This is a genomic window from Thalassobium sp. R2A62, from assembly GCF_000161835.1.
GTDB lineage: Bacteria > Pseudomonadota > Alphaproteobacteria > Rhodobacterales > Rhodobacteraceae > Thalassobium.
In genome coordinates this window covers 1015759-1039438 of record NZ_GG697169.2, presented here as the reverse complement: position 1 = coordinate 1039438, position 23680 = coordinate 1015759, and the positions used below count along the sequence as shown (strand labels likewise).

The window sequence follows — 23680 nt, the reverse complement described above, 5'->3', positions numbered from 1 at the left end:
TTTAGTATCTTTCGATTCCCGATTTTCATCAAGTCTGAGTTGACTTCTGGTTAATCGGCCGTTTTTTGTGCCTTGTTCGGTAATTCGGGACAAAATGTCTTAATGTCTTGGCTTGTGCCCCTTGGGCGCTACCGTCATTGTAACGATATGTAACTGACGAGGTTGAAAGGGGGCGGATCCAGACCCACCTACAAGCTCTGATAGGAGCCAGCCAAGAGTTGCCAATGATTGGGACCGGTGCTGGCTTGCCTAAAATGAGGAAGAGCCATGCAAGAGCCATTGAGCCCATCATACCCCGTCCTGCCGCTGCGCGATATTGTGGTGTTCCCACATATGATCGTTCCGCTGTTTGTTGGTCGTGAAAAATCCGTCCGAGCCCTCGAAGAGGTGATGCAGGACGACAAACAAATTCTGCTGTCCAGCCAGATTGATCCGTCGATTGACGATCCTGAGAGCGACGGCATTTACAAAGCCGGTGTTCTGGCGAACGTGCTTCAGCTGCTCAAGTTGCCTGATGGCACGGTAAAAGTGTTGGTCGAAGGCAAAAGCCGCGTGCGCATCACGGACTACATCGACAATCCCAAGTTTTTTGAGGCCAACGCCGAGTATCTGACAGAGATGCCGGGCGATGAGGCTGTGATCGAAGCGCTGACAGGGACCGTTGCCCAAGAGTTCGAGCGCTACTCCAAAGTCAAAAAGAATGTCCCCGAAGAAGCGCTTAGCGCTGTGGGCGAGGCGACTGAGCCTGCGAAACTTGCAGACCTCGTGGCGGGACACCTCGGGATTGAGGTCGACCAAAAGCAAGAGTTGTTGGAAACGCTGAGCGTCGCTGAGCGGCTCGAGAAGGTCTATGGCCTGATGCAGGGCGAGATGTCCGTTTTGCAGGTCGAGAAAAAGATCAAAACGCGCGTCAAATCCCAGATGGAGCGGACCCAGCGCGAGTATTATCTGAACGAACAGATGAAGGCGATCCAGAAGGAACTGGGCGACGGCGAAGAGGGCGAAGGCGAAGTGGCCGAGCTTGAAAACAAAGTCGCCGAGACCAAGCTGAGCAAAGAGGCCCGTGAAAAGGTCGACGCCGAGATCAAAAAGCTCAAAAACATGAGCCCGATGAGCGCCGAGGCGACAGTCGTACGCAACTATCTCGATTGGATGCTGTCGATCCCATGGGGCAAAGTCAGCCGCACGAAAAAGGATTTGGGCAAAGCTCAAAAGGTCCTAGACGACGATCACTATGGTCTCGAAAAGGTTAAAGAGCGGATTGTCGAATACCTTGCGGTTCAACAACGCTCGAAAAAGCTGAAAGGCCCGATCATGTGTTTGGTCGGACCTCCAGGCGTAGGTAAAACCTCGCTCGGTAAATCTGTGGCGAAAGCCACGGGGCGTGAGTTTATTCGCATCAGCCTTGGCGGTGTGCGTGACGAATCCGAGATCCGTGGCCACCGTCGGACTTACATTGGCTCGATGCCCGGTAAGATCATTCAGGCGCTGAAAAAGGCCAAGACGACGAACCCTCTGATTTTGCTCGATGAAATCGATAAGATGGGTCAGGATTTCCGTGGCGACCCTGCCTCGGCAATGCTCGAAGTGTTGGATCCGGAGCAGAACGGCACCTTTGCCGATCACTACCTAGAGGTGGAATATGACCTCTCGAACGTGATGTTTTTGACCACGTCGAACAGCTACAACATGCCGGGCCCTCTATTGGACCGGATGGAGATTATCCCGCTGTCCGGCTACACTGAGGACGAAAAGGCCGAGATCGCCAAACAGCACTTGATCGCCAAGCAGATCAAGAACCACGGTCTGAAAAGGGGCGAGTTCGAGTTGACGGATGAAGCCTTGCAAGAGATGATCCGCACCTACACCCGCGAAGCAGGTGTGCGTAACCTCGAGCGTGAAATCGCCAAGGTGGCGCGTAAGGCTGTGACAACGATCGTCAAGAAAGAAGCTGAGGAAGTGGTCGTCACGACAGACAACCTCGACGACTTCCTCGGAGTGAAAAAGTTCCGCTACGGTCTGGCCGAAGAAAAGGACCAGATCGGTGTTGTGACAGGTCTCGCGTACACGTCAGTTGGTGGTGAATTGCTGCACATCGAGGCACTACGTTTGCCGGGCAAAGGTCGGATGAAGACCACCGGTAAGCTGGGTGATGTGATGAAGGAATCGATTGATGCGGCGTCTAGCTACGTCCGTTCAATCAGCCCGCAGATTGGCGTGAAACCACCCCAGTTTGACCGGTTCGACATTCACGTCCACGTCCCCGATGGCGCGACGCCCAAAGACGGCCCAAGTGCCGGATTGGCTATGGTCACCTCTATCGTGTCGGTGCTGACCCAAATTCCGGTGCGCAAAGATATTGCGATGACAGGCGAGGTCAGTTTGCGGGGCAACGCAATGCCAATCGGTGGCCTCAAGGAAAAACTGCTGGCCGCACTGCGTGGCGGGATCAAAACGGTTCTGATCCCGAAAGAGAACGAAAAAGATCTCCCTGAGATCCCTGACAACGTGAAGGCGGGACTAGAGATCATCCCGGTCGAACATGTGTCCGAAGTTCTCAAACATGTGTTGATCTCCGAGCCTGAGGCTGTGGAATGGGATTATGAGGCTGAAGAGGCTGCTGCAGCCCAAGCCGCACTCGACAAAGCGTCAAACGGATCAACCGCTGTCGCGCATTAATTTGCGGATAAATCAATTTGCAAAGGGCGCCTTAACGGGCGCCCTTTCGCGTTTACAGGGCGTATTGTTGCCATTTTTCCCCTTTTGCGGGGCAGGATCATACCAAATATTAGCCAAGAGCGGCTCAATCCGTTATGGTGAAGCCAACAATAAGAAAGAGGACTTGAGGCACATGGCACGACGTAAGAAGAGCACGACCAAATCCACGACGGCTAAAACAACAACTAAAGCGGCAAGCACCGCGACGGCTGCGACCATGAGCACGGCCCCTAAAACCGTGTTGACGACAGCGGCCAAGGCTGCTGCTGCAGCTACGACCCCAACACCAGGTGTCGTTGCCGCCGCCAAGCCAGTCATTGCTGCGCCCATGATGAAAAAGAAAGACCTGATGGACCGTGTGGTCGAACGTTCAGGGATGAAGAAAAAAGACGTGAAACCTGCTGTCGAGGCCGCATTGGCCGTGATCGGTGAGGCACTTGCTGCTGGCGAAGAAATGAACATTCAGCCGCTGGGCAAGATCATGGTGAACCGCGAGAAGGACCGGCCAAACGGCAAGGTTATCATTTGCAAGGTGCGCCAACCCAAGCCGCCGCTAGCGGCACAGCCATCTCCAGTGGTTGATGCTGCTGAATAACCGACACTGAAACGATCCTGCATGAGGCGCGCCAATGGGTGCGCCTTTTGCATTTGTGCGCCGAGTTTTTGCGGTTCCTAAGAGCAAGTAAAGGTGGCTTTGACCGTTGACCACAATCGGGCTGTTGGTTTTGGGCGCACCGCGTTAAAACGCCGTTATGACATACCCAGAACTCTATATCCTGCGCCACGGTGAAACCCATTGGAACGCTGAGAACCGCATGCAAGGCGGGCTCAATTCACCGCTAACGGATGCTGGACATGCCCAAGCCGTACGTCAGGCTGAAATCCTTCAAGCCATTGATTTATCAGAGTTTGATGTGCTGTGTAGCCCTCAAGGGCGCGCCTTTGAAACGGCGGCCATCGCGCTTGCCCGCCAAGTACGATACCTGCGGACGGATGACCGTCTTCGCGAAATAGAGGTTGGTGAATGGCAGGGTCGTGTTCGGACGGAACTAGACTGGGACGGCGATGCGATCGGTGGACCAGACGGGCCTTTGGCGATGTACGCCGCAGCGCCCAGTGGAGAAGGGTTCAAAGCCTTGGCAGAACGTTGCACCGATTTCCTGTCAAATCTGACCCGTCCTAGTGTGTTGGTCACCCATGGGGTCACCTCGCGAATGATGCGGATGGTGCTGCTGGGGCATGCTTGGGACGACTTGCAAGCCATGGCTGCTTTGCCGGGCGGGCAGGGGGTTGTTTACCATCTAAAAGAGGGCGTGCAGACGAAACTGGTGTGAATTGTGAAAACGCTCTTGCCAAGTGGTCAGAGCCGCATTAATCAGCGCTCATCGGGTGATTAGCTCAGTTGGTAGAGCGCTTCCTTTACACGGAAGATGTCGGGAGTTCGAGCCTCTCATCACCCACCATAATCTTCGTGATTTCCCCTTAAAAACATAGATTATCAGTTATAATCACAGAAACGTGGTTATTTTACGAGGTTGTTTACGGGGTTGTTCTGCATAATTCTGGAGATATTTACTCAGCACTGCTTCGGTTGGAAGCCACCTCGTCATTTTTTGACAGCAACGTCACAAACAGACCGCGATTCGTCAGAAACGGAAGTACGGTTCCTCGCAAAACAACCTCTTATGGTTTACGTCAAAGCCAGCTAATGGGTTTATGGCAACCAATGTGCTCGAGATGGAAATATTGGGAAGCAGCCCTTTGCCACATTCTGCCCCAATAGCTGCTTAGCGGATGAAACGGACTTTCGCTGCATTCGCGAAATTCTGGCTTTTTCTACAGGCTGATCCATCTGTCAGGAGCGAAGCAGACCTTTGCTGCGGTGCAAGATGAGATATCTCTAGCCACCAAAGTGGGCTTTCAAACGATCAGCTCAGCATGGCAAAGGGCGCGTGTTCTGGACTTGCGGTCTTTGTGAATGAGGATGGCGGCATCCTCATGGTGGTGTCTTTGGGCGAAGTTCATACACGGGTTTGCAGCAAGGATTTTCAACGGGAGGGGGTGGTCACGAATGACGTGTTACGCGATCTGAGCGACAAACCTGACGTTTTTCTCTTACTGGGCGGCACTATTGGACTGAGCCTAGATCGCATCTCTCCAAGCAATAACATAATCAACGAGGGCGCCGCCTTGAGGCTGGTAGATCCGTCGTTTCACGGCCGGTGGGGGCTGTGACCCAGCGGGCAGCGCGATCAGGGCGGCGCCTTCGCTGGTTCCGGTCGTTCCACCTGATACCTCGACTGTGCAATTCGTCGCGGTTGCGAGCATGGTGCAGAAGCTTGGGTTGCCGGCAAATGGTCCTTCTATGATGATTAGGCCAGTGTGACCTGTCAGCCCGAGGCATTCCGCGGTCATGAGTGCCAAATAGAACCCCGCTGCAACAGTGCGTTCGAGACTGCCCGCGCTTGGTTCAGTTCCATGCCAACGGGCGCGGCGGCTCTGAAATGGCCCGCTTTCAGAGATGATCGAAGGCAAGAGCATCGTACCAGTCCGCGCGACGTTGATCATGTCGTCTTGGGTGTATTCGGCTGCTTGACCCTGAAGGATTGTGTCATATTCCCGCCCGCCCATGAACCGCGCTGACGGCACGGGATCGCCTAGGGCATTGACGTTGATTAGGGTGTCTCGCATCGGGTCAAGTTGCGTTTGACGGCCACCGACACTCATGACGATGACCCATGTGCCCGTCGAGACCACGGAGAAGGGTGCGGTTTGCCGCAACACATGGGGCAGTAGTGACGCATTGGAATCGTGGATGCCGCAATAGACGGGTGTCGCCGGATCTAGGCCAGTTCGCTTGACAATATCTGGAAGAAGGCTTCCAAGGCGGTCCGAGCATTTGCAAGGGGTGCTGATCAGCTTGGCAATATCCAAGCTGTGTACCAGTTCTGAAAATGAGCCCGCGACCGGATTCCAGAGGTCAGTATGACAGCCAAGAGAGCTTACGTCGCAGGCGCAAGCGCCCGTTAGGCGGTAGCCCCAGTATTGTGGGTATGTAACCACGGCGGCCGTTCGGCCCCGTAATTCAGGGTCTTCGGCGAATTGCCAATGAAGCTGCGCGCCAAGGTTAAGGCCCATGGGCAATCGCGGTGCGCCTGTTTCATCGAACGGCGGCCTGATTGCGTTATAGTCGGCAACGATCGCATCGGGCCCTTCATGTTCATAGTCAAGGATCGGCGCGGCAAGGTTACCGTCGTGACCGATCAAAGCGGCGCAGGCGCCGTGGGTTGTGGTCGAGATCGCGTTGATACCGTGACTTTGATGAAACTGTGCCATTGCGCCAAGCAGGAAGTCCCAGATGCCGTCAACATCAAAATGGGGCCAGGGCGGACCGGGCAGAACCATATTCGGGCGTTTCACGATAGCCAGTTCTTTCAGCGTCGCTAAATCCACCAACGCCAGTTTGGCATTGGTCTTGCCGATGTCGATGACGGCAACATGGGTCATGGCATATGAAAGACAGGTGTCAGCGGCACCGCGACTGGTACGTTGTCAGGCTTGGTCTGCATGATGTCAGCCATATGGGCCCACCATTTTTGCATAACTTTTTGTTCGGGCAGGCTGTCCATCTTGTGATCGTCGGTGCGCCAAAGCACCCCAAGGAGAAGGCCGGTTTCTTCGTCCAGATGGATAGAGTAGTCGGAAATGCCTGCGTCTTTGAGCAAGGTCACAAGCTCTGGCCAAATCTCATCATGGCGTTTCTTGTATTCATCGCGGCACCCCGGCGTCAGATGCATTTTGAAGGCGAATTTTTCCATCACTGGACCCGCCACATGGACAAAAGGCGCGGCAGGGCAATGACCCCGATCAGTAGGGCGCCGATGACGATGGACATAACGATGCCCGGCACGTTGAGCAGCCCCAGCCCAAAGGTCACGAGCCCCATGACAAAGGCCGCAATGACAACGCCCGGGATCGAGCCCGATCCACCAAGGATGTTAACGCCACCCAGGACAACCATCGTGACGATTTCAAGCTCCCACCCCGTCGCGATTGACGGGCGGGTGGAGCCGAGGCGTGAGGTCAGACAGATCGCCGCGACGCCAGACATCAGGCCAGTGAACAGGAACAGTATGAATTTCACCCGCCCCACGCGGATACCGGAAAACAGCGCGCCGGTCGGGTTGTTACCAATCGCATAGACGGCGCGACCAAAGTTAGTCATGTGCAGGATGACGCCATAGATCACCGCGATGATCGCAAACAGCACAAATTCAAACGAAATCACCCACCAGACATAGCCTTGCCCGAAAAAGGCAAATTCGGGCGGATAGCCGCGATAGGCTTGATCGCCAAGAATGATGAAACTGATGCCGCGAAACAGCGACATGGTGCCGATGGTCACAACAATAGACGGCAAGCCAAGACCGGTGACAAGAATGCCGTTGAAGGCGCCACAGACAAGCCCAGTCGCAAGCCCAATCAAAACCAGCCCTTCGGTGCCCACCCCCATTTGCACCGCCGCCCCCATCGCTGTGGAGGCCAATGCGATGATCGAGGCCACAGACAGGTCAATCTCACCCGATATAATCAGCAGCGCCATAGCAAAGGCTATCATTGCTTTTTCGGTGAAATTGAACGTCGCGTCGCTCAGGTTCCAGGCGTTCAGGAAGTAGGGCGAGGCGAAGGAATTTGCTACAAAGATACCAATAGTCACCAGCAGAAGAAGACTTTCCCAGCTTTTCAGCCTCCGTTCCAGCGAGGATTGCAGGCGGTCAGGGATGCTGCGTGTGTTCATTTGGCGTGCTCCGCTTTCTTGAGGATGATGCGGCCTGGTGTGCGGTTGGCCTGTGCGTTTAGGATCACGGCGATGATGATCGCTCCGCCCGAGATCGCCATTTGCGAGAAGGGAGAGATGTTCACGACCGGCAAGGCATTCGCGATGATGCCAAGGAACAACGCGCCCAGCAGGGCCCCGAACACGGTGCCAACGCCGCCCATGATCGAAACTCCGCCAATGACGCATGCGGCCACCACGGTTAGCTCAAACCCGCCCGCAACATCCACATAGGCCACTGCAAAACGGGACACCCAAAGGTAGCCCGCAAGACCAGCGATGGCGCCTGAAATGGTAAAGGCCCAGAACTGCGTTTTGCCAACATTAATGCCCGCATAGGTCGCCGCATGCGGGTTGCCGCCCGCGGCATAAAACGCACGGCCCAGCGATGTGCGGGTCATGACCATGGTGAACAGAATCACGGTCGAAATGGCGATCCAGCTGAGGATCGGCAGACCGAGCAGGTCCGTGCGGGGGACGGATTTGAAGGAATCCGACATCTCATGGCTGTTGACCCATTTGCCTTCGGTCAAAAGGAAGATGATACCGCGGAAAATGGTCATCGTCCCCAGCGTCACTACGATGGGAGGGATCGCGAGTTTCCACACCAGAACGCCGTTGAACATGCCCAATAGGGTGCCAAAGCCGATAGCGATGAGAACGATGAGGATCACTGGCAGGCCCGGTGCTGAGATATTGATCAATGACACCACCATCCCTGTTAGGGCAAGATTGGCAGCAACGGATAGGTCAATGCACTTGGTCAGGATCACGATCATCTGCCCGATGGCCAACAGGATCAGCGGCGAGGTGTCGTTGAACACGTTCAGCAGGTTGGACGGAGCCACGAAAGCAGGAAACCGCCATGCAACCACAGCCAAAAGGACGGCGATCGCCAACATCAAAAAGGCTTCGCGGGAGGCGAGGAGTTTGGTCATACGTGGGTCTCCGTAATGCCTGCGGCGTGTCCGACCAGTACTTCGGGGCTGATGTGTTGCCAGTCGAGTTCAGCGGCAATCCGGCCTTCGCGCATGACGATCACGCGGTCCGACATGCCGACGATTTCAGGTATTTCAGAGCTGATCATGATTATCGCCAAACCTTGTGCAGCCAATTCAGCCATAAACTCATGCACAGCGGCCTTTGATCCGATGTCGATTCCCTTAGTGGGCTCGTCCAGAATGATGACCTTGGGATTGGTTGCCAGCCATTTGGCGATGACAACCTTTTGTTGGTTGCCTCCCGATAGGCTGCCAACTTGAGTATCCAAAGACGCCGCACGCAGGTCCAACCGTTCAGTGTATTCCCGCGCCAGTTTGAATTCCTCCGCCATTTTAAGAAACCCCTTGCGGGAGGTATGTTTCAGCGATGGCAGGGTCACGTTTTGGAAGATCGGCAGATCGACAATCGCGCCCTGCTTGCCGCGATCCTCGGGCACATAGACGATACCATGGGACACAGCATCGGCGGGCGACCGGATCGTGACCTCGGCCCCGTCAATGCGTAAGGTTCCGGCACTTGGTTTCGTTGTGCCAAATAGGGCCTGCATGAATTCGGAACGGCCAGCGCCCACAAGGCCATAAAAGCCAAGTATTTCACCGCGTTTTAGCATGAACCCGATATCGGCAAATTCGGTTGGGTGGTCGTAGCCAGTTACTGTCAAAACTTCGGCACCGAGATTGCGGTCGCGTTCGGGGAAGATCTGACTCACATCGCGACCAACCATCATCTTGACCAATTCAGCTTCGTTCACGTCGGCAATGGCACCTTCGCCAACCAATTGCCCATCACGGAACACGGTGTAATTATCTGCGATGCGGAAAATTTCATCAAACTTGTGGCTGATGAACAGGATCGCCTTGCCTTGAGCCTTCAGTCCATCGACCAGTTCATAGAGTTCCTCGATTTCCGCGTGGCTAAGTGCTGCGGTAGGTTCATCCATGATCACCACGCGCGCATCCACGGATAGGGCGCGGGCGATTGCCACGAGGTGTTTGTTGGCGGTACCAAGTTCCTTGAGGGTTACACCAGGGTCAATCTTTGCCCCAAGCCCGTCCAATATCTCTTGCGCGCCTTTGTGGATGGCGCGGGTGTCGATCAGGGCGAACCAGCCCTTAGGTGCATGGCCCAGAAAGATGTTTTCGGCCACGCTGAGCTCGTCAAACAGCACTGTTTCCTGATGGATCGCCGTAACGCCTGCATTCACAGCCGATTGCGGGGTGGGAAATTGAACGGTCGCGGCATCGACAAGAATCTCACCGCCATCGGGCTGATAGATACCTGTCAGGGTCTTGACGACCGTAGATTTGCCCGCACCGTTTTCACCGACGAGTGCTGTGACCTTCCCAGCGTATAGATCTAGCGAGACCTCGGACAGTGCGCGCACCCCGGGAAAGGTTTTCGTCACCTTCGCAAGGGACAGAACGGGGGTTTCAGATGGGGACACGTCGGGCCTCATTTCCAGTCGGTTGTGAATGTTTTGGGGGACGTTGGTCTGGCGCAGACGTGCCGCGCCAGACCGAATTACATCAGAAGATGTCTTTGAACTGTTCGATGTTCGAGCTGTCATAGGTGAAAGGATCGGCCATGGCGGCGCTGCCCGTTTCATCCAGCGTGATCGATCCCATCCGTCCCATCGGAATTTCGCCGCTTGGGTCGGTTCCGGTGGCGAGAGAGTGGGCGATCATTGTGGCCGAGTAGCCCAGATCGATCGGGTTCCAGATGGCGAAGCTTTCCGTCGCGCCACTTTCTACGCAGCCTGCCATCTCTGATGGAAGTCCAAGGCCTGTGACGTTGATCTCACCGATCTTGCCAGCGTCAGATACCGCCTGACAGGCCGCAAGGATGCCCACGGTCGTCGGCGCGATGATCGCCCCGAGATCCGGGTAGGTTTGCATCAGGCCTTGTGCTTCGCGGTAGGACTTGTCTGACAGGTCGTCCCCATAGACGGTGGCGACCAGATCAATGCCCGGATAGTTCGGGAGAACCTCTTCGGCGGCGGCAATCCAAGCGTTCTGGTTGGTCGATGTGGATGTTGCTGATAGGATCGCCACCTGGCCGCCATCAGGCAAGTGGTCTGCGGCGAGCTTGAGGATCGTGTTCCCAATCAGCGGCGTAGAAGACGGGTTCAGATGCATCATACGGCCCTCTTCGGCCACACCGGAATCCCAGCTGATGACGGTGATGCCACGGTCCATGGCGCGCTTAAGCGCTGGGACCACCGCATCGGGGTCATTGGCAGAGATTGCAATCGCATCAACACCTTGGGCGATCAGGCTATTGATCACATCGATCTGGCCTTCTGCTGTTGTGCCCGTTGGGCCAGTGTAGATGATTTCGACATTGCCGAGCTCTGCTGCGGCCTCCTCGGCGCCTTCAGCAGCGGCCTCGAAGAAGCCGATGCCAAGGGCCTTGACAAGAATTGCGATGCGCATGTCATCTTGCGCCATGGCCGTTGTGCCCATCATGCTCGCAGCCATGCTGAGACCTGCGACAAGTGAAGTGAAAGTACGACGTTTCATTTTGGTTCCTCCCTGAAAGTACGTCTGGTCGTTAGGCGGTTAAGAGGCCGCCTCACCCTCGGCCTGTCCGGCGCCCGTGTCGGCGACGATCAGGGTAATTTCTGCGGCGGCCAGCATGCTGGCCGCCTTGTCTGAGATGCCATCGTCGGTGATAACCGTGTCGATCCGCGACAACGGGCACAGCACAAGGCTGGAACGTTGTGCGAATTTGGAACTGTCCACCAAGACCACCAATTCATCCGCCTGACCGATAAGTTTTTGCTCGGCTTGGATGAGGAGAGGGTCCGCTTCCATCAGCCCTAGCGGCCCGATACCTTGAGCACCTATGAACATGCGGCGCGCATAAAAGTTGCGGGTCACGTCATTGTCGAAGGGCGACAGAATGATGTTCTGTTCGCGGTAGATCGCGCCGCCCGACAACATTATCGTGTTCTTGGAATGCTTCAGCAGATGTTCTGCGATGGGAAAGCTGTTGGTGAACACCTGACACCGACGGGACGCCAGCGGATGCACCATCTGGAACGTCGATGTGCCGCCGTTGATAATGATCGGATCACCATCTTCGCATAGGTCAACCGCAGCGCGGGCAATCGCCCGCTTCTCGGGGCTGCGCATGGTTTCGTTCACCGCAAAGGGCCGTCCAGCAAGGCCTACGAATTGCGGTGGCGTTATCGCTTCGGCTCCGCCACGAACACGGCGTAGCTTCTTTTGCATGTGCAGACTTGCGATGTCGCGACGGACCGTAGCTTCTGACGCGCCAGTCAGCCCACACAAGTCAACGACGGTGATGACGGGTCTGTCTTGTACGGCAGATAGAATAATTCTGTGGCGCTCAGTCTCGTGCATTTCGTCCTCCCGCCATCATCTTTGTTTAGATTCGAGCCACCTGTCAATCATTTTCAATCACAAGCAATCGTTCTGCATCGCAGCATGACTGAATTTGATTGTTTTTGATTGACAACATACCTTCGTATACGCAGTCTGCTTGAATGTTCAGAGGCTGCTGTGATGCGCCTGCAGGGAGGAAAAAATGTTGAAAACCGCTGAAAAGCAGCTGCTTGAAAACCGTTGGTCCGACGCCGTTGCGTCCGGAATGAGCGAATCGGAATTGCTGCTCTACCGCTCCAACATCCTTGGTTCGGACAAACGGGTGACTAATTATGGTGGCGGAAATACATCGGCCAAAGTAATGGAAACGGACCCGTTGACGGGCGACAAGGCCAAGGTTTTGTGGGTCAAGGGATCGGGTGGCGACATCGGGTCGATCAAGATGGACGGCTTTTCGACCCTATATATGGACAAGCTACATGCACTGAAGGGGCTCTATCGCGGCGTGGAATTCGAGGACGAAATGGTGGGTTACCTGCCCCATTGTACGTTCAACCTGAACTCGCGCGCGGCCTCAATCGATACACCACTGCACGCCTATGTCCCGCGCACGCATGTCGATCATGTCCATGCGGATGCGATTATTGCTATCGCCGCGTCTAAGAATTCAGGAGAATTGACTAAGAAAGTGTTCGGTGAACGGATCGGTTGGCTTCCCTGGAAACGTCCCGGCTATGAATTGGGTCTGTGGCTCGAAAAGTTCTGCCTTGAGAATCCGGATGCCGATGGTGTTGTTCTCGCAAGCCACGGACTGTTCACGTGGGGCGACACTTCGAAAGAGTGCTATGACACGACAATTGACGTGATCAACGTGGCCACCAAATGGCTAGCCTCTGAAACCGACGGCAAAACCGCATTTGGCGGCGCAAAGCACGAAAGCCTCGCCGTCGCCGCCCGCCGCGCGGTCGCCGCCCGTTTGATGCCCGCGATCCGTGGATTCGTCAGCGGTAATCAGCATATGGTTGGACATTTCAACGATAGCGATGCTGTACTGGAGTTCGTAAACGCAAAAGACATGGCGCCTCTGGCAGCCTTGGGCACATCTTGCCCCGACCATTTTCTGCGTACTAAAATCTGTCCCCTCGTGGTCGACTTCGATCCCGCAAAGAACAATGTAGACGCGGTCCTCGAAGGGCTGCCTCAGCAGATCGCAGATTACCGCGACGACTACGCTGCCTATTATGAGCGGTGTAAACACAACAACAGCCCCGCCCTGAGAGACCCTAATGCTGTGGTTTATCTGGTGCCCGGCGTGGGCATGATTACCTTTGCCAAGGACAAGGCGACGGCGAGGATCAGCGGCGAATTTTACGTCAACGCCATCAATGTGATGCGTGGTGCGTCGGCGGTCAGTGAATATAAGGGCTTGCCAGAGCAAGAGGCGTTTGACATCGAATACTGGCTTCTGGAAGAGGCCAAGTTGCAGCGCATGCCCAAACCCAAGGCGCTGGCTGGACGTGTGGCACTGGTGACCGGCGGCGCGGGCGGCATCGGGTCGGCAACCGCCGAACGCTACCTACGGGACGGAGCCTGTGTGATGTTGGCCGACATCAATGACGAAGCACTGACCTCAACGTTGGACAATCTCACATCCCGATTTGGGGCTGATGTGGTCCGACAGGTCAACATGAACGTCTCCGATGAAGCCGCTGTGGCCTCCGCCTATGCAGATCTCACCGTTGAATTTGGCGGGATCGACATCCTCGTGTCCAACGCAGGGATCGCATCCTCAGCCCCGGTTGAGGACACCACACTTGATCTGTGGAACAAGAACATGGACATCCTTAGCACAGGTTATTTCCTTGTCAGTCGTGAGGCGTTCAAAGTTATGCGGGTGCAGGATATGGGGGGTGCGATCATCTTTGTGGCGTCGAAAAATGGCCTTGCGGCCTCACCCAATGCGGCGGCCTATTGCACGGCAAAAGCGTCCGAAATCCATCTGGCCCGTTGCCTTGCACTGGAGGGGGCTGACGCGGGCATTCGCGTCAACGTCGTAAACCCTGATGCAGTGTTGCGCGGCTCCAAGATCTGGGAAGGTGATTGGCTGGAACAGCGCGCAGTCACCTACGGCACTGACAAGGACGGGTTGGAGGAAATGTATCGCCAGCGATCCATGCTCAAACGTTCAGTCCTTCCGGAAGACATCGCCGAAGCTGCCTATTTCTTTGCCGCTGATACGTCAGCAAAGTCCACGGGTAACATCATCAACGTGGACGCGGGCAACGTTCAAGCGTTTACGCGATAGGGGGCTGATATGAGCTATGAAAGCGCAAAGGCCCAGTTTGCGGACTGGGGTATCGACACAGAAGCCGCCATCGAGCGCCTGAGAACCATCCCGATTTCAATGCATTGCTGGCAAGGCGATGACGTGGTCGGGTTTGAACAGAAATCAGGATCGTCTGGTGGCGGTATTCAGGCGACCGGCAACCACCCCGGGCGCGCGCGCGCACCTGACGAACTACGCGCCGACCTAGAGTTCGCCTATGCCATGATCCCCGGATCGCATCGCCTGAATCTGCATGCGATGTATATGGACACCGACGATACCCCGGATCGGGATGAGATCGAATACAAGCATTTCGTGCCTTGGGTCGATTGGGCCAAGGAACAGCGGCTCGGTCTTGATTTCAACCCGACCTTTTTTGCCCATGCCAAGGCTGACGATAACCTGACGCTCTCGCATCCCGACGAAGGCATCCGTGATTTCTGGATCGAACATGGGCGTCGTACCCGCGAGATTGCCGCGCGGATGGGGGCAGAGCTTGGCTCGACTTGCGTTAATAACATTTGGGTGCCTGATGGCTATAAGGACACGCCCGTTGACCGTATGGCCGCCCGTCGCCGTCTTGAAGCGTCTATTGACCAAATGATCGCCGCACCCCACGACCGCACGTACATGCGCGATGCTGTCGAAAGCAAACTCTTTGGCATCGGGGTAGAGGCCTGCACGGTCGGTAGCCACGAATTCTACATGGGTTACGCGATGAAGAACGACACTGTGCTGTGCCTTGATATGGGCCATTTCCACCCCACAGAAAACGTAGCCGACAAGCTTAGTGCGGCGTCACTATTCGTGGATGAAATCCTGCTGCACGTCTCACGCCCCATGCGATGGGACAGCGACCATGTGATCTTGCAAAGTGATGATGTACTGCAGATCGCGCAGGAACTTGTGGCCTCTGATCTATTGAACCGAACCTATATCGGCCTCGATTTTTTTGATGCTACGATCAGCCGCACGGCTGCGTGGGTCATTGGAACGCGCAACATGCAAAAGGCTCTACTGCGTGCGCTCCTGATGCCACTCGACCGACTTCGTTCTGCAGAAGGCTCTCTGGATTTCACACAGCGTTTTGTCGTGACCGAAGAATTGAAAGACCTGCCATTTGGGCGTGTTTGGGATGAGTTTTGTGCGCGGATGAATTGCCCATCGGGTCTGGATCTGATCGATAAACTCGAGCGGTATCAGAGTTCTGTTTCAGGGCGTTGATAGATTATCGGGACCAGCACTTGAAAAGTGCTGGCACGCATATTTTGAACGGTCTCGTAATCCACGTGAGTTAGTCGGACAGCATTCATGTATTTGGAGCGACAACGATAGCTCTCGGTCAAAATCTAAGCGAGAGTGCGGTTGTTTGATGCAAATCGGGAATAACTTCACCTGCCCAAAATACTCTGCAATCCATCTGATCAATAATCGTCCAGCGTTTAAATTTATATTTCTTGTTATGCAGATGGCGCCACATGGCCATGTATCGCCAGCAACAAGCGTCGCGCACTTATGAATGACGACTCTGCAAGCGACGTCGCAGCTTTCTGAATTCGGTTCAAAAATCCATTCACCGTCCCGATTGGACCTGGCTAAATTCTACATTAGCAACAGGCTGCAAGTGCAACCCGTCAGGTTTGGGCTCATTTCTGCCATTCGCTGCGATTTGGTTGAGTGTCCCCTCAGTCCTGCCACTTGTCCACTTCGCTATCACGCCTTCCAGACCCGCCCCATACGCTCCCATATGACCTCTAGGGCATACCCCGAGCCATAGTTGGCAGCGACGGTGTTGGTGCTATGCCCGTGGATGGCCACGGAGATGGCCTCAGGGCAGCCAGCATTGCGCAGCTTGTCTTTCATGCGGTGGCGTAGGGAGCGAATGGTCACCTTCTTGTCTGCGATCCGAAGCACGCTTTCGGACAAGGCCTAAATCAGTGTGCGACAGCAGTCGGAAGTTCTCGGAGTACACGGTGCAGAAGTGCTTGTTGCCTTCGTCCTCATCGACCAGCACCTCGACCTGTTCATCATCGGCTTGGATGACTGTTCCTCGAAACGGTCCAACACCGTGGAACTCTGCGATTACAACACGGTCTTCTTCTCTGAAAGTATGGCCCAAAACTGTCTCCTTGGCTGTTGTGAAAACAATACCCAGAGTGACTGTTCAGGGTTCGTCCGTTTCTGACTTTTCGAGGTCAGTTTTTGACGTTTGGTCAGTTCTTTTCAGTGGTGTTACGGGGTTCCTTACGAGGTTGTTTTTGATTTTTGCGTCCTAGATTTCCGTTTAAAAATAAATACTTACAGATTGGTGTGGTTCTCTCATCACCCACCATAATCTTCGTAATTTCCCCTTAAAAACATAGAAAACAAGTTATAATCACCGATACGGGGACGTTTTACGGGAACGCTTTGGGGAACTCTTTGTGGTTTTTGGGGGCGTTCTCGAAAGTCTGCTACTCAGCATCGCTTCACAAGGTTGATTCCGTCAGAAACGTCCCTGTATGGTTCGGCAAAGGCGTCGAGAACCAACCAAGCTTCGTCAAAAACTGACAAACTCCTCGGTGGAAGTGTTCCCATAGTACCCTTAAGGTCAGAAAAGGGAGCCGAAAGATGTCCAGCAAGAGCCAAGATAAGTTGCCAAAGTACGTGTTCAGGACTTCCTTTGGTGTGTTTCGCTTCAAGCGCAATGTCCCGAAGGGTATTCGCGAAGTCTCTGGCAAGGTGTTCTTCTAAAAGGTGCTGGGCAAAGATTACAAAGATGCGATGCGTGCTTACTCAGCAGCCTTGCTGGAGTTTGACGGCTTTGTCTCAGCGTATCGGAATGAGGCCCCTGTCCGTGAAACTGTTCTGGAAGTTGTCAAAGCTGAACTTGGTGAGGATGCTATGCTTCAGCTTGCTCGTGGCGATGTTGATGATAACCTAGAGTTCGCCTTGATGGACATCTCAGCCAAAGTAGAGGGTACCGTGTCAGAGGAAGTGTCAGCGCGTATCTATGGTGCGTCTGTACCTCTAGTTGAGGTCACTCTTGCAGGGGTATTGGACAGATACCGTGAGTATAAGTCTACAGGTGATGCCGACAAAGATAGACTGCTGTTTAATCTGATTAAGCGCACCAAGAGGGCTTGCGAGGAGGTTTTAGGCACAACTGCGGTAAACGATGCAGATGTAGCTAAAATCACCCGTAAGGATGTGAATGCTGTTCGTGATTACCTCTTTGGAACAGGTCTCAAGCCAAACAGTGTTGTGAGAGTTATCAGCCAAGCACAGGCCGCTATGAACTTCTGTATCAGAGAAGATGACTTGAGCGTGGCGAACCCCTTCCAAGGTGTCATTATCAAGGGCAGGGGTGCTACCAAGGATGACCGCCTACCGTTGTCCAAAGACGATATCTACGAACTTAACAATACTTTTGAAGCTCCAGATGATGTCGCTGCCCTGTGGACTACCTTGCGGGACACTGGCGCTCGTCTAAGCGAGATCGTCTATCTGGCTGTTGAGGATGTTGATCTCCAGAACAAGTCTGTGGCGATCCGCCTTAACTCTTTCCGTGGAAGCCTCAAGACTGCTTCTTCAGAGCGTACAATCCCACTGTCTGACAAGGCTTTGGAGGCACTTCAGGTATTGCGTCAGGGCAAGGAAGCGGATGAGGCTATCTTCACTCGTTATGCTCGTCCTCGCGGTGCTGACAGTGCGTCTCAGATGTTGATGAAGCGTCTGCGGAAGGTCGTCAAAGACCCCAAGAAATCCATCCACAGCTTGCGTCACTCCATGAAGGATGCGTTGCGTAACTCTGGTTGCCCAGAAGAACTTGGTAAGGCGATTTTAGGTCACTCTGACGGGTCTGTCGCTTCGCGTTATGGCTCTGGTTATACTCTGGATGTACTGAGACAGGCTATGGAAAAGGCTTGGTAAGTACTCGAAGTACCCGAGTACCCGCATCGTCGCGCTCAATCACTGTACCGTGCTTGGCATAGCCTGTTACAGCACCAATAGGCTAAATCCGTCCAGGGAGAGGGGAAAGCTGTCCACGACCCGATTTGTGCAACAAAGCTGCCCCACGTTCTCAATCCATTTCAGTCACATTTGGATCAGGACAAAAGTCAGCGATCATCTGCTTCGGTATTTAACTCAGACAGATTATATATTCTTATCCCGACGGAAATTTTATGGGTACCGTTATTGCTACTCGAAATTACTACAATGAACAGCAAACGTTCATAAATCGGCACTTTGAGCATCTCTTCGGCGGGAACACTTGCATCATCACGGGTCGTTTCAATCAGGAGAACCCATTAGGGAAACCTGTTTTCACTCGGAAAAACCAACCTCCGCTTAAGCACGGATTCGTATCGCCACTTATAAGACGCTTTGAACATCTCCGAGCGGATCGATACCTAACCATACCTGGTGAATTGGGAGACCGGTCGCCAGTACGATGATGATCGATCGGCCATTTGCTATCCATATCTGACAGCCACCCAAGGAACCGGCTACGTCCAACCGGATTAAATTTTTTTCAACTTAAGACAGGTTAGATCCGACCACTCCTTCGTTGAAAATGTTAGCCCAGCCAATACAGTGCCAAAACCGTCAGCACGCCAAGAAATGCGGTGTCCAAAACAAGTAAGAAAATTGCAGGAACACCGACGTTGATCACCTCATTCAACGCGGTCTTCATACCCACCGCTGCGATAGCCGTCAGCAGAGCCCATCTGGATAATTCCGCTGCGACCGCTGTCAGCGCTTGTGGAAACACGCCGATGGAGTTGATGATGACAAGGACTACAAATGCCAAGACAAATCCGGGTATAAGGGGTGGCCGTTTCATGTCTGATTGCGCGGCGCTGGTTACTTGTCGAATGACGATTGACGCGACCAGAATAACCGGGGCGAGCATGGCCACCCTGATCAACTTTACTACAGTGGAAACATCGCCAACCTCTTCAGAGATCGAGAAACCAGCCCCCACCACTTGCGCTACGTCGTGGATGGTTGCGCCAATGAAAACGCCCGCAAACTGCGCGCCATATCCCAACATATCCGCTAGGATTGGGTAAAGGATCATCGCCATCGTCGAGAGGATAGTGACACCAACAACTGTGAAAACCAGCCTTTCCTCTGATCGTTCGTCTTTGGGTAGAATTGCGGCGATGGCCATTGCGGCTGAAGCACCACAGATCGCGACAGCGCCGGCAGAAAGGAACGCAAACCGTGGTCCGTATCCAAAGAAGCGCGCCACTGACATACCAAACAGAATTGTCGCGACAACTCCGCCGATCACAATGGCAACAATAGACCAGCCAAGAGATGTGGCCATTTCAAAACTGATCCGCATCCCCAATAGGGCAACACCACATCGCAAGATTGTTCTGGCAGAAAAAGCGATACCAGCTTGGCATTTTTGGTCTGAGGACAAAAAGTTTAAAGCAATGCCAAAAAGTAGGGCCATCAGCATCGCAGGTGCGCCGTAGTGGTCAGAAATAAACTGTGCAGCAAGGGCGATGAGAGCGGAGATCAAAAAGCCGGGAAACAGCGATCTTGCGGTTTCAGGCAAAGCTGAAATTGTCTGCATTTTGTCCCCAAACATTGTCATCGCTCATCGTCGATGAGGCAAAAGCTGCGCGTACACAAGAGTTGAATTGACTTTTCTGACAAATATTGTCAGAAATAAGGGCCGCGCCAGTGTAGCTTGCTGCTTAGCCAGGATTCTGAGCGATATGCTCGGAATATTTGAAGCAAACAGACGCGAGGCTACAGATGACAAATCATTCCCATTCTCACGATCCGTCAGATGGCTGCATGCATCTTGATCAAACACCGTTCGATCAAATTGAACGTGACGTTCTTCAAATGGCACGGATGTATTTTTTGTCCTTTCACAAGCCGGAAAGCCAAGCTTGGGTGAATGCGTTTTACAGCGCGGAACAACGGTTTGGGATGCCTTATGGTGCCACGATTGGCAACGCGGTACTGATGGCCGTAAATTCGATGCGAAGTGCGCGCAGCGCTGGATTTAGTTATCGTGATCCAAAGTGTCCGACGTGCCAAGAATTTATCACGAATGAAGAGCGGTACTTTGTCAGCGCGCTTCATGACATCCGTCAACGAAACCGTTCAGGTGCAAAGATGAATGCGATGCTTCTGTGTCAGGGCGCAGATGATCAGCAATTTCTTGACTGTATGGGGCGACTCGCTGTTTTGATCACTGAAAACCAGGCGTTTGGAATTTCAACCAGTACGCCTGATCAAGAAAGAGCAAAAGCCTAGTGAGCATGCCAACCCCGACACTTCTGACAGTTTCCAAAGCATGGCATCTTACGCCTAACATGATCCGTGTGACCCTTCTGGGCGAAGACATCAAAGCGAAGAAAGGTCGGTGTGAAGGGGCCAACTGTAAGATCTATCTGCCTGATCGCGGTCAATCCCGAGAGGCTTTTGAGTAGCAATTGAGCGACGGACCACGGCCGACGGTGCGCACCTATACCGTCCGGCATATTCGCGCCGAGTCAGGTGAGCTTGATATCGACTTTGTGGATCATGGTGATCATGGGCCTGCATCCGCTTGGGCACGAGCTGCAAAACCGGGCGCGTTTTGTGGTTTCGGTGGTCCCGGACCCGTGAAATTGAAATGCTATTATGCGGATGATTACTTGTTAGCAGCAGATATGTCGGCGATCCCACTTGTTGCAGCTTCGCTTGAAGCGATGCCGGAACACGCGGAAGGGGATGCGTATTTCGAGATATTGGACCGACAGGACCAACAGTACATTCGCGCACCGAAAGGCATCCGCCAACATTGGATGGTGGTGACGCCACAAGAGACGCCTGGAGATCGGATTGTCGAGGCCATCTTGAAGCGACCTTGGGCCCAAGGAACGGTTCAGACCTGCATCGCTGGTGAAAGAGGTATGATAAAACAGTTACGTGCTTACATCAGCGTCGAGCGGGAAACCCTGACGGCTGACTCCTATATCTCGGGCTATTGGAAAGTTGGGCTGGTAGAAGATGAACACCAGAAAATGAAGCGCGCTGAAGCTGATGACGCTTCACCTAAGAGGCGATTTTCAATCCTACGCGACTACATGAAGACGCGGACCATCTCGGCGATTTGGTTTGGTAGATGACCCAACTGGAAAACTTGCCGCAAATGCGAGAGCATCTCGAATAATATCCGGATCCATACGCCCACGCGTCAAATCATCGACTGCGTTACGGGCAAGCGCTGTTTGGTCGCGTCTCATTAAGTGGATCATTTCAACCGCTGCTTCTTCATCCAGCGTGATGATCTCTTTGCTGGACACATCTAGTGGGGGCAAAAAGTCAAAATCGTCCCTACAACAACGTTTGATTGAATGTGCGACTTTCTGGAGGCCATGCGCTGCTCTTAAACCAATCGCTTCTCCCCACCTTTCCGCAGCGACCGCATACCCATTTCGCCAAAGCTGGCGTTTTGGCGACCGGTATGTATCAAAAAAATACCTCAGAATGATGAGGCACCCACGCTCAAATTCGTCAAAGGGCATCTCGCTTAATGGAGAGATTTGTTCGGGTTTCATACACGTCTCCGGCCGCTTTGATTGTCGGGCACAGGCAGACGGGTCGCGTTCTCTGGAAGGGCGTGATCGGGTAACGGTTTGGTCAACTGGGGTGTGGCCGCTTTCGAAGGGAAAGAGACATCAGCACGGATCGCTTCCTTTAACGTCGGATTGAGCCCAATGCCGTACTTTTGCGCCAGTTCGTCCATATGCATGAGATTTCTCAGGAATTGTGACATTTTATGATCTTCCACGTTTTGGGCAACGTCCTAACTTTGGTGTGCTGGGTTTTGTGCCTTGTTGGTTGTTAGCGTCCCGTAATCTCCGCTCGGAACGGGGTTGGTGCACCGCTCGGCGGCGGCGGAAAGCTTGCAACGCTGCGGACTGCATTAAGTGCGAATTGATCAAACTCGGCGGTTCCAGATGCCCGTTGCACCCGAATTGCGGCTGCGCTTCCGTCTCTCGCAATGCGCACTTCAATTACCGCGCCCCCCCCCTGAGGCGCGTCGTGTACCGCTTGCAGTGCACCGTAACGCAGAATTTATTGAGAGTTTTGCCATGTTTATTTCCTTCGTACCGGCAGTGTCGGTGCTAGCAAGGAAGGGCTGGCGACTGTTTAAAACTGGAGCACATCCAAATTTAGGATTGCATCTTTTCGGCGATTGCTATTAAACCTTATTAAAACTGTCAACTATTAATCCAAGTCTTTTGGTGTGGCCGTTCTCACGACACCATTCGGACAGCGATACACCGACCGCTACAGGTTGCTTGGTCGCATAGTCGTAGACCGTTGCTGGACGGAAGTACGCCAGCTTGCCCCTGCGGATTGCTTCCTTGGTCTCGTCCGAGTGGGTATGCCCAACACGGTTTGCTGACATTGCCTTGGAGAGCTTTTCTTTCGTCTCCTTGGGGCGCTTACTGCCCGTATGCCTGTCAGTGGTGTCTCGGGATGCCGAGGTGATGTTCCAGCCCAGCTTGGATGACGGTCTCAGGGACTTTAGCAGGGTGTTGCACTGTTTAAGGTCTAGACCTGCATCCACAACATACATCTCCAGACGTTGACCCGCTGTTGCTTGGAGGTTCTTGTTCGTGTGGCGGTCTGAGGCAATCCACTTGGTGTGGTCGTTCAGGCACCTCTTCAGGGGTTGGCTGGTGGACCCAACGAAGCCCTTTGCACAGGCTGTCTCTCGATCAGCACCCTCATAGTACAGGGCGTAGACTGTGTACGTCATTTCGGGACTGTCCCGAGTACCCGCATTGTGGCTTGCTCGACGAAATACTGACCAGCTTGCGTGGTCGTGCCGTAGTTCACGTAATTGACGTAGTGGGTGTGATTGAAGATCGAGACATCGCCCTCTAGCTCTCTGAACACCCCAGCCAAGGTCCAGTTCCTCTGGAGTTCGCCCGTGCGTACAGGGGTTTGGAGTTTGATTTCACGGTACACATCCCGTGCAAGTTTGTTCAGCTGATCGGTGAAGTCCTGTTTGATTTCGTCCGTCAGACCTTGGATGTCTTTTGGGTTAATTCTTGCTGTGATTTTCATTTCATTTTTCTTTCTATTCTATTGTTATTGCTGGAAATAAGGAGACCCCCACCCAGAGCCAGAAAGGATTAGAACTGGTTTAGGGAAAGGGTCAGGGAAGAGCATGTTGCACTACTCTTCGAGGTCCACACGGAAGGACTACTACGGAAAAACCGTGTGGAAATTGGTGTGATTATTGTTGGGAGTGGTCTTTGTACTTGGCAGCGCGTTTCCAGAACAGATGACCGAAACCCCCGACTATGAGGAAGGACACGAAGCCCACGCCGTAGTCACCGCTCAGTGCGCAGTAGATGGCAACAACAATCGCCGAGGCTTGGAACAGCACTGCGAAGATGGCGTAGGAGATGTAATTTAATTTGTTCATTCTATTTT

Annotated in this window: 24 protein-coding genes, 1 tRNA gene and 1 pseudogene; 11 read left to right on the top strand and 15 right to left on the bottom strand. The window is 53.8% G+C overall.

Translation table 11 applies throughout. The features are described from left to right. The first annotated feature begins 267 nt into the window (after positions 1-267). The 4 genes from lon to TR2A62_RS05085 all read left to right on the top strand — a co-directional run bounded on the left by lon (position 268) and on the right by TR2A62_RS05085 (position 4181). Positions 268-2679 carry an endopeptidase La gene (gene lon, locus TR2A62_RS05100; protein WP_009157415.1) on the top strand — a complete coding sequence of 804 codons (2412 nt, stop codon included), beginning with the start codon at positions 268-270 and terminating at the stop codon, positions 2677-2679. Between the two features lie 172 nt (positions 2680-2851). Continuing rightward, positions 2852-3313: an HU family DNA-binding protein gene (locus TR2A62_RS05095; RefSeq protein ID WP_009160289.1), complete on the top strand. Its 462-nt coding sequence runs from the start codon at positions 2852-2854 to the stop codon at positions 3311-3313. A 157-nt stretch (positions 3314-3470) separates the two neighbouring features. Then, positions 3471-4052 carry a histidine phosphatase family protein gene (locus TR2A62_RS05090; RefSeq protein ID WP_009157919.1) on the top strand — a complete coding sequence of 194 codons (582 nt, stop codon included), beginning with the start codon at positions 3471-3473 and terminating at the stop codon, positions 4050-4052. Between the two features lie 53 nt (positions 4053-4105). Then, positions 4106-4181, top strand: a tRNA-Val gene (locus TR2A62_RS05085). A gap of 679 nt (positions 4182-4860) precedes the next feature. On the opposite strand, the gene TR2A62_RS05080 is transcribed toward TR2A62_RS05085, so the two are convergent. The 7 genes from TR2A62_RS05080 to TR2A62_RS05050 all read right to left on the bottom strand — a co-directional run bounded on the left by TR2A62_RS05080 (position 4861) and on the right by TR2A62_RS05050 (position 11922). Continuing rightward, positions 4861-6225 (bottom strand): FGGY-family carbohydrate kinase, encoded by a 1365-nt coding sequence (locus TR2A62_RS05080; protein ID WP_009158736.1) that lies wholly within the window; start codon positions 6223-6225, stop codon positions 4861-4863. Next, entirely contained in the window at positions 6222-6536 is a 315-nt protein-coding gene (gene rhaM / locus TR2A62_RS05075; protein ID WP_009159540.1) for an L-rhamnose mutarotase, read from the bottom strand. The genes TR2A62_RS05080 and rhaM overlap by 4 nt, the downstream gene beginning before the upstream one ends. Further along, complete coding sequence (locus tag TR2A62_RS05070; protein ID WP_009160589.1) at positions 6536-7516, bottom strand: ABC transporter permease; 981 nt, start codon at positions 7514-7516, stop codon at positions 6536-6538. The genes rhaM and TR2A62_RS05070 overlap by 1 nt, the downstream gene beginning before the upstream one ends. After that, the gene (locus TR2A62_RS05065; RefSeq protein ID WP_009160232.1) at positions 7513-8493 is read right to left on the bottom strand and encodes an ABC transporter permease; all 981 of its coding nucleotides are present in this window, start codon (positions 8491-8493) and stop codon (positions 7513-7515) included. The genes TR2A62_RS05070 and TR2A62_RS05065 overlap by 4 nt, the downstream gene beginning before the upstream one ends. Continuing rightward, positions 8490-10013, bottom strand: a complete 1524-nt coding sequence (locus TR2A62_RS05060; RefSeq protein ID WP_040820246.1) for a sugar ABC transporter ATP-binding protein — start codon at positions 10011-10013, stop codon at positions 8490-8492. Before TR2A62_RS05060 ends, TR2A62_RS05065 begins: the two co-directional genes overlap by 4 nt. A 70-nt stretch (positions 10014-10083) precedes the next feature. Further along, complete coding sequence (gene rhaS, locus TR2A62_RS05055; RefSeq protein WP_009158686.1) at positions 10084-11076, bottom strand: rhamnose ABC transporter substrate-binding protein; 993 nt, start codon at positions 11074-11076, stop codon at positions 10084-10086. A 39-nt stretch (positions 11077-11115) separates the two neighbouring features. After that, positions 11116-11922, bottom strand: coding sequence for a DeoR/GlpR family DNA-binding transcription regulator (locus tag TR2A62_RS05050; protein WP_009157886.1), 807 nt, complete (start codon positions 11920-11922; stop codon positions 11116-11118). Between the two features lie 184 nt (positions 11923-12106). On the opposite strand from TR2A62_RS05050, the gene TR2A62_RS05045 reads away from it, so the two are divergent. Together TR2A62_RS05045 and TR2A62_RS05040 are read left to right on the top strand one after the other, a co-directional pair. After that, on the top strand, positions 12107-14209 hold the full coding sequence (locus tag TR2A62_RS05045) for a bifunctional rhamnulose-1-phosphate aldolase/short-chain dehydrogenase (protein WP_009160430.1): 2103 nt from the start codon (positions 12107-12109) through the stop codon (positions 14207-14209). Positions 14210-14218: 9 nt separating this feature from the next. After that, positions 14219-15454, top strand: a complete 1236-nt coding sequence (locus TR2A62_RS05040) for an L-rhamnose isomerase (RefSeq protein WP_009158459.1) — start codon at positions 14219-14221, stop codon at positions 15452-15454. A gap of 604 nt (positions 15455-16058) precedes the next feature. Here the strand turns inward: TR2A62_RS05040 and TR2A62_RS19025 are convergent. Next, complete coding sequence (locus TR2A62_RS19025) at positions 16059-16349, bottom strand: hypothetical protein (RefSeq protein ID WP_223296078.1); 291 nt, start codon at positions 16347-16349, stop codon at positions 16059-16061. 491 nt (positions 16350-16840) lie between these two features. Here TR2A62_RS19025 and TR2A62_RS19350 point away from each other — a divergent pair, with 491 nt between their 5' ends. Next, the gene (locus tag TR2A62_RS19350) at positions 16841-16963 is read left to right on the top strand and encodes a hypothetical protein (protein ID WP_009159688.1); all 123 of its coding nucleotides are present in this window, start codon (positions 16841-16843) and stop codon (positions 16961-16963) included. A gap of 3 nt (positions 16964-16966) precedes the next feature. Then, a complete protein-coding gene (locus tag TR2A62_RS05025) occupies positions 16967-18142 on the top strand; it encodes a site-specific integrase (RefSeq protein WP_009159016.1) in 1176 nt (391 codons plus the stop codon). A gap of 649 nt (positions 18143-18791) precedes the next feature. Here the strand turns inward: TR2A62_RS05025 and TR2A62_RS05020 are convergent. After that, entirely contained in the window at positions 18792-19802 is a 1011-nt protein-coding gene (locus TR2A62_RS05020) for a YeiH family protein (RefSeq protein ID WP_223296077.1), read from the bottom strand. 185 nt (positions 19803-19987) lie between these two features. Between TR2A62_RS05020 and TR2A62_RS05015 the strand changes: the two genes are divergently transcribed. From TR2A62_RS05015 to TR2A62_RS19015, 3 genes and pseudogenes are all read left to right on the top strand, one after another. Then, on the top strand, positions 19988-20497 hold the full coding sequence (locus TR2A62_RS05015) for a hypothetical protein (RefSeq protein WP_150103455.1): 510 nt from the start codon (positions 19988-19990) through the stop codon (positions 20495-20497). Between the two features lie 5 nt (positions 20498-20502). Continuing rightward, positions 20503-20832, top strand: a pseudogene (locus TR2A62_RS19020) (siderophore-interacting protein); the annotation flags it as partial. Between the two features lie 15 nt (positions 20833-20847). Further along, a complete protein-coding gene (locus tag TR2A62_RS19015; protein ID WP_223296153.1) occupies positions 20848-21354 on the top strand; it encodes a siderophore-interacting protein in 507 nt (168 codons plus the stop codon). Here the strand turns inward: TR2A62_RS19015 and TR2A62_RS18400 are convergent. The 6 genes from TR2A62_RS18400 to TR2A62_RS04990 form a co-directional block, all read right to left on the bottom strand. After that, on the bottom strand, positions 21301-21786 hold the full coding sequence (locus tag TR2A62_RS18400; protein WP_150103454.1) for a hypothetical protein: 486 nt from the start codon (positions 21784-21786) through the stop codon (positions 21301-21303). The genes TR2A62_RS19015 and TR2A62_RS18400 overlap by 54 nt on opposite strands. Then, on the bottom strand, positions 21783-22004 hold the full coding sequence (locus tag TR2A62_RS05005; RefSeq protein WP_009159402.1) for a hypothetical protein: 222 nt from the start codon (positions 22002-22004) through the stop codon (positions 21783-21785). Before TR2A62_RS05005 ends, TR2A62_RS18400 begins: the two co-directional genes overlap by 4 nt. A 68-nt stretch (positions 22005-22072) precedes the next feature. Further along, positions 22073-22288 (bottom strand): TonB family protein, encoded by a 216-nt coding sequence (locus TR2A62_RS19495; RefSeq protein ID WP_223296152.1) that lies wholly within the window; start codon positions 22286-22288, stop codon positions 22073-22075. Positions 22289-22433: 145 nt separating this feature from the next. Further along, the gene (locus tag TR2A62_RS05000) at positions 22434-22997 is read right to left on the bottom strand and encodes a numod3 motif family protein (RefSeq protein WP_009158589.1); all 564 of its coding nucleotides are present in this window, start codon (positions 22995-22997) and stop codon (positions 22434-22436) included. After that, positions 22994-23308 (bottom strand): HK97 gp10 family phage protein, encoded by a 315-nt coding sequence (locus TR2A62_RS04995; protein ID WP_009157607.1) that lies wholly within the window; start codon positions 23306-23308, stop codon positions 22994-22996. Before TR2A62_RS04995 ends, TR2A62_RS05000 begins: the two co-directional genes overlap by 4 nt. A gap of 172 nt (positions 23309-23480) precedes the next feature. Then, positions 23481-23672 (bottom strand): hypothetical protein, encoded by a 192-nt coding sequence (locus TR2A62_RS04990; protein WP_009160229.1) that lies wholly within the window; start codon positions 23670-23672, stop codon positions 23481-23483. Between the last annotated feature and the right edge of the window lie 8 nt (positions 23673-23680).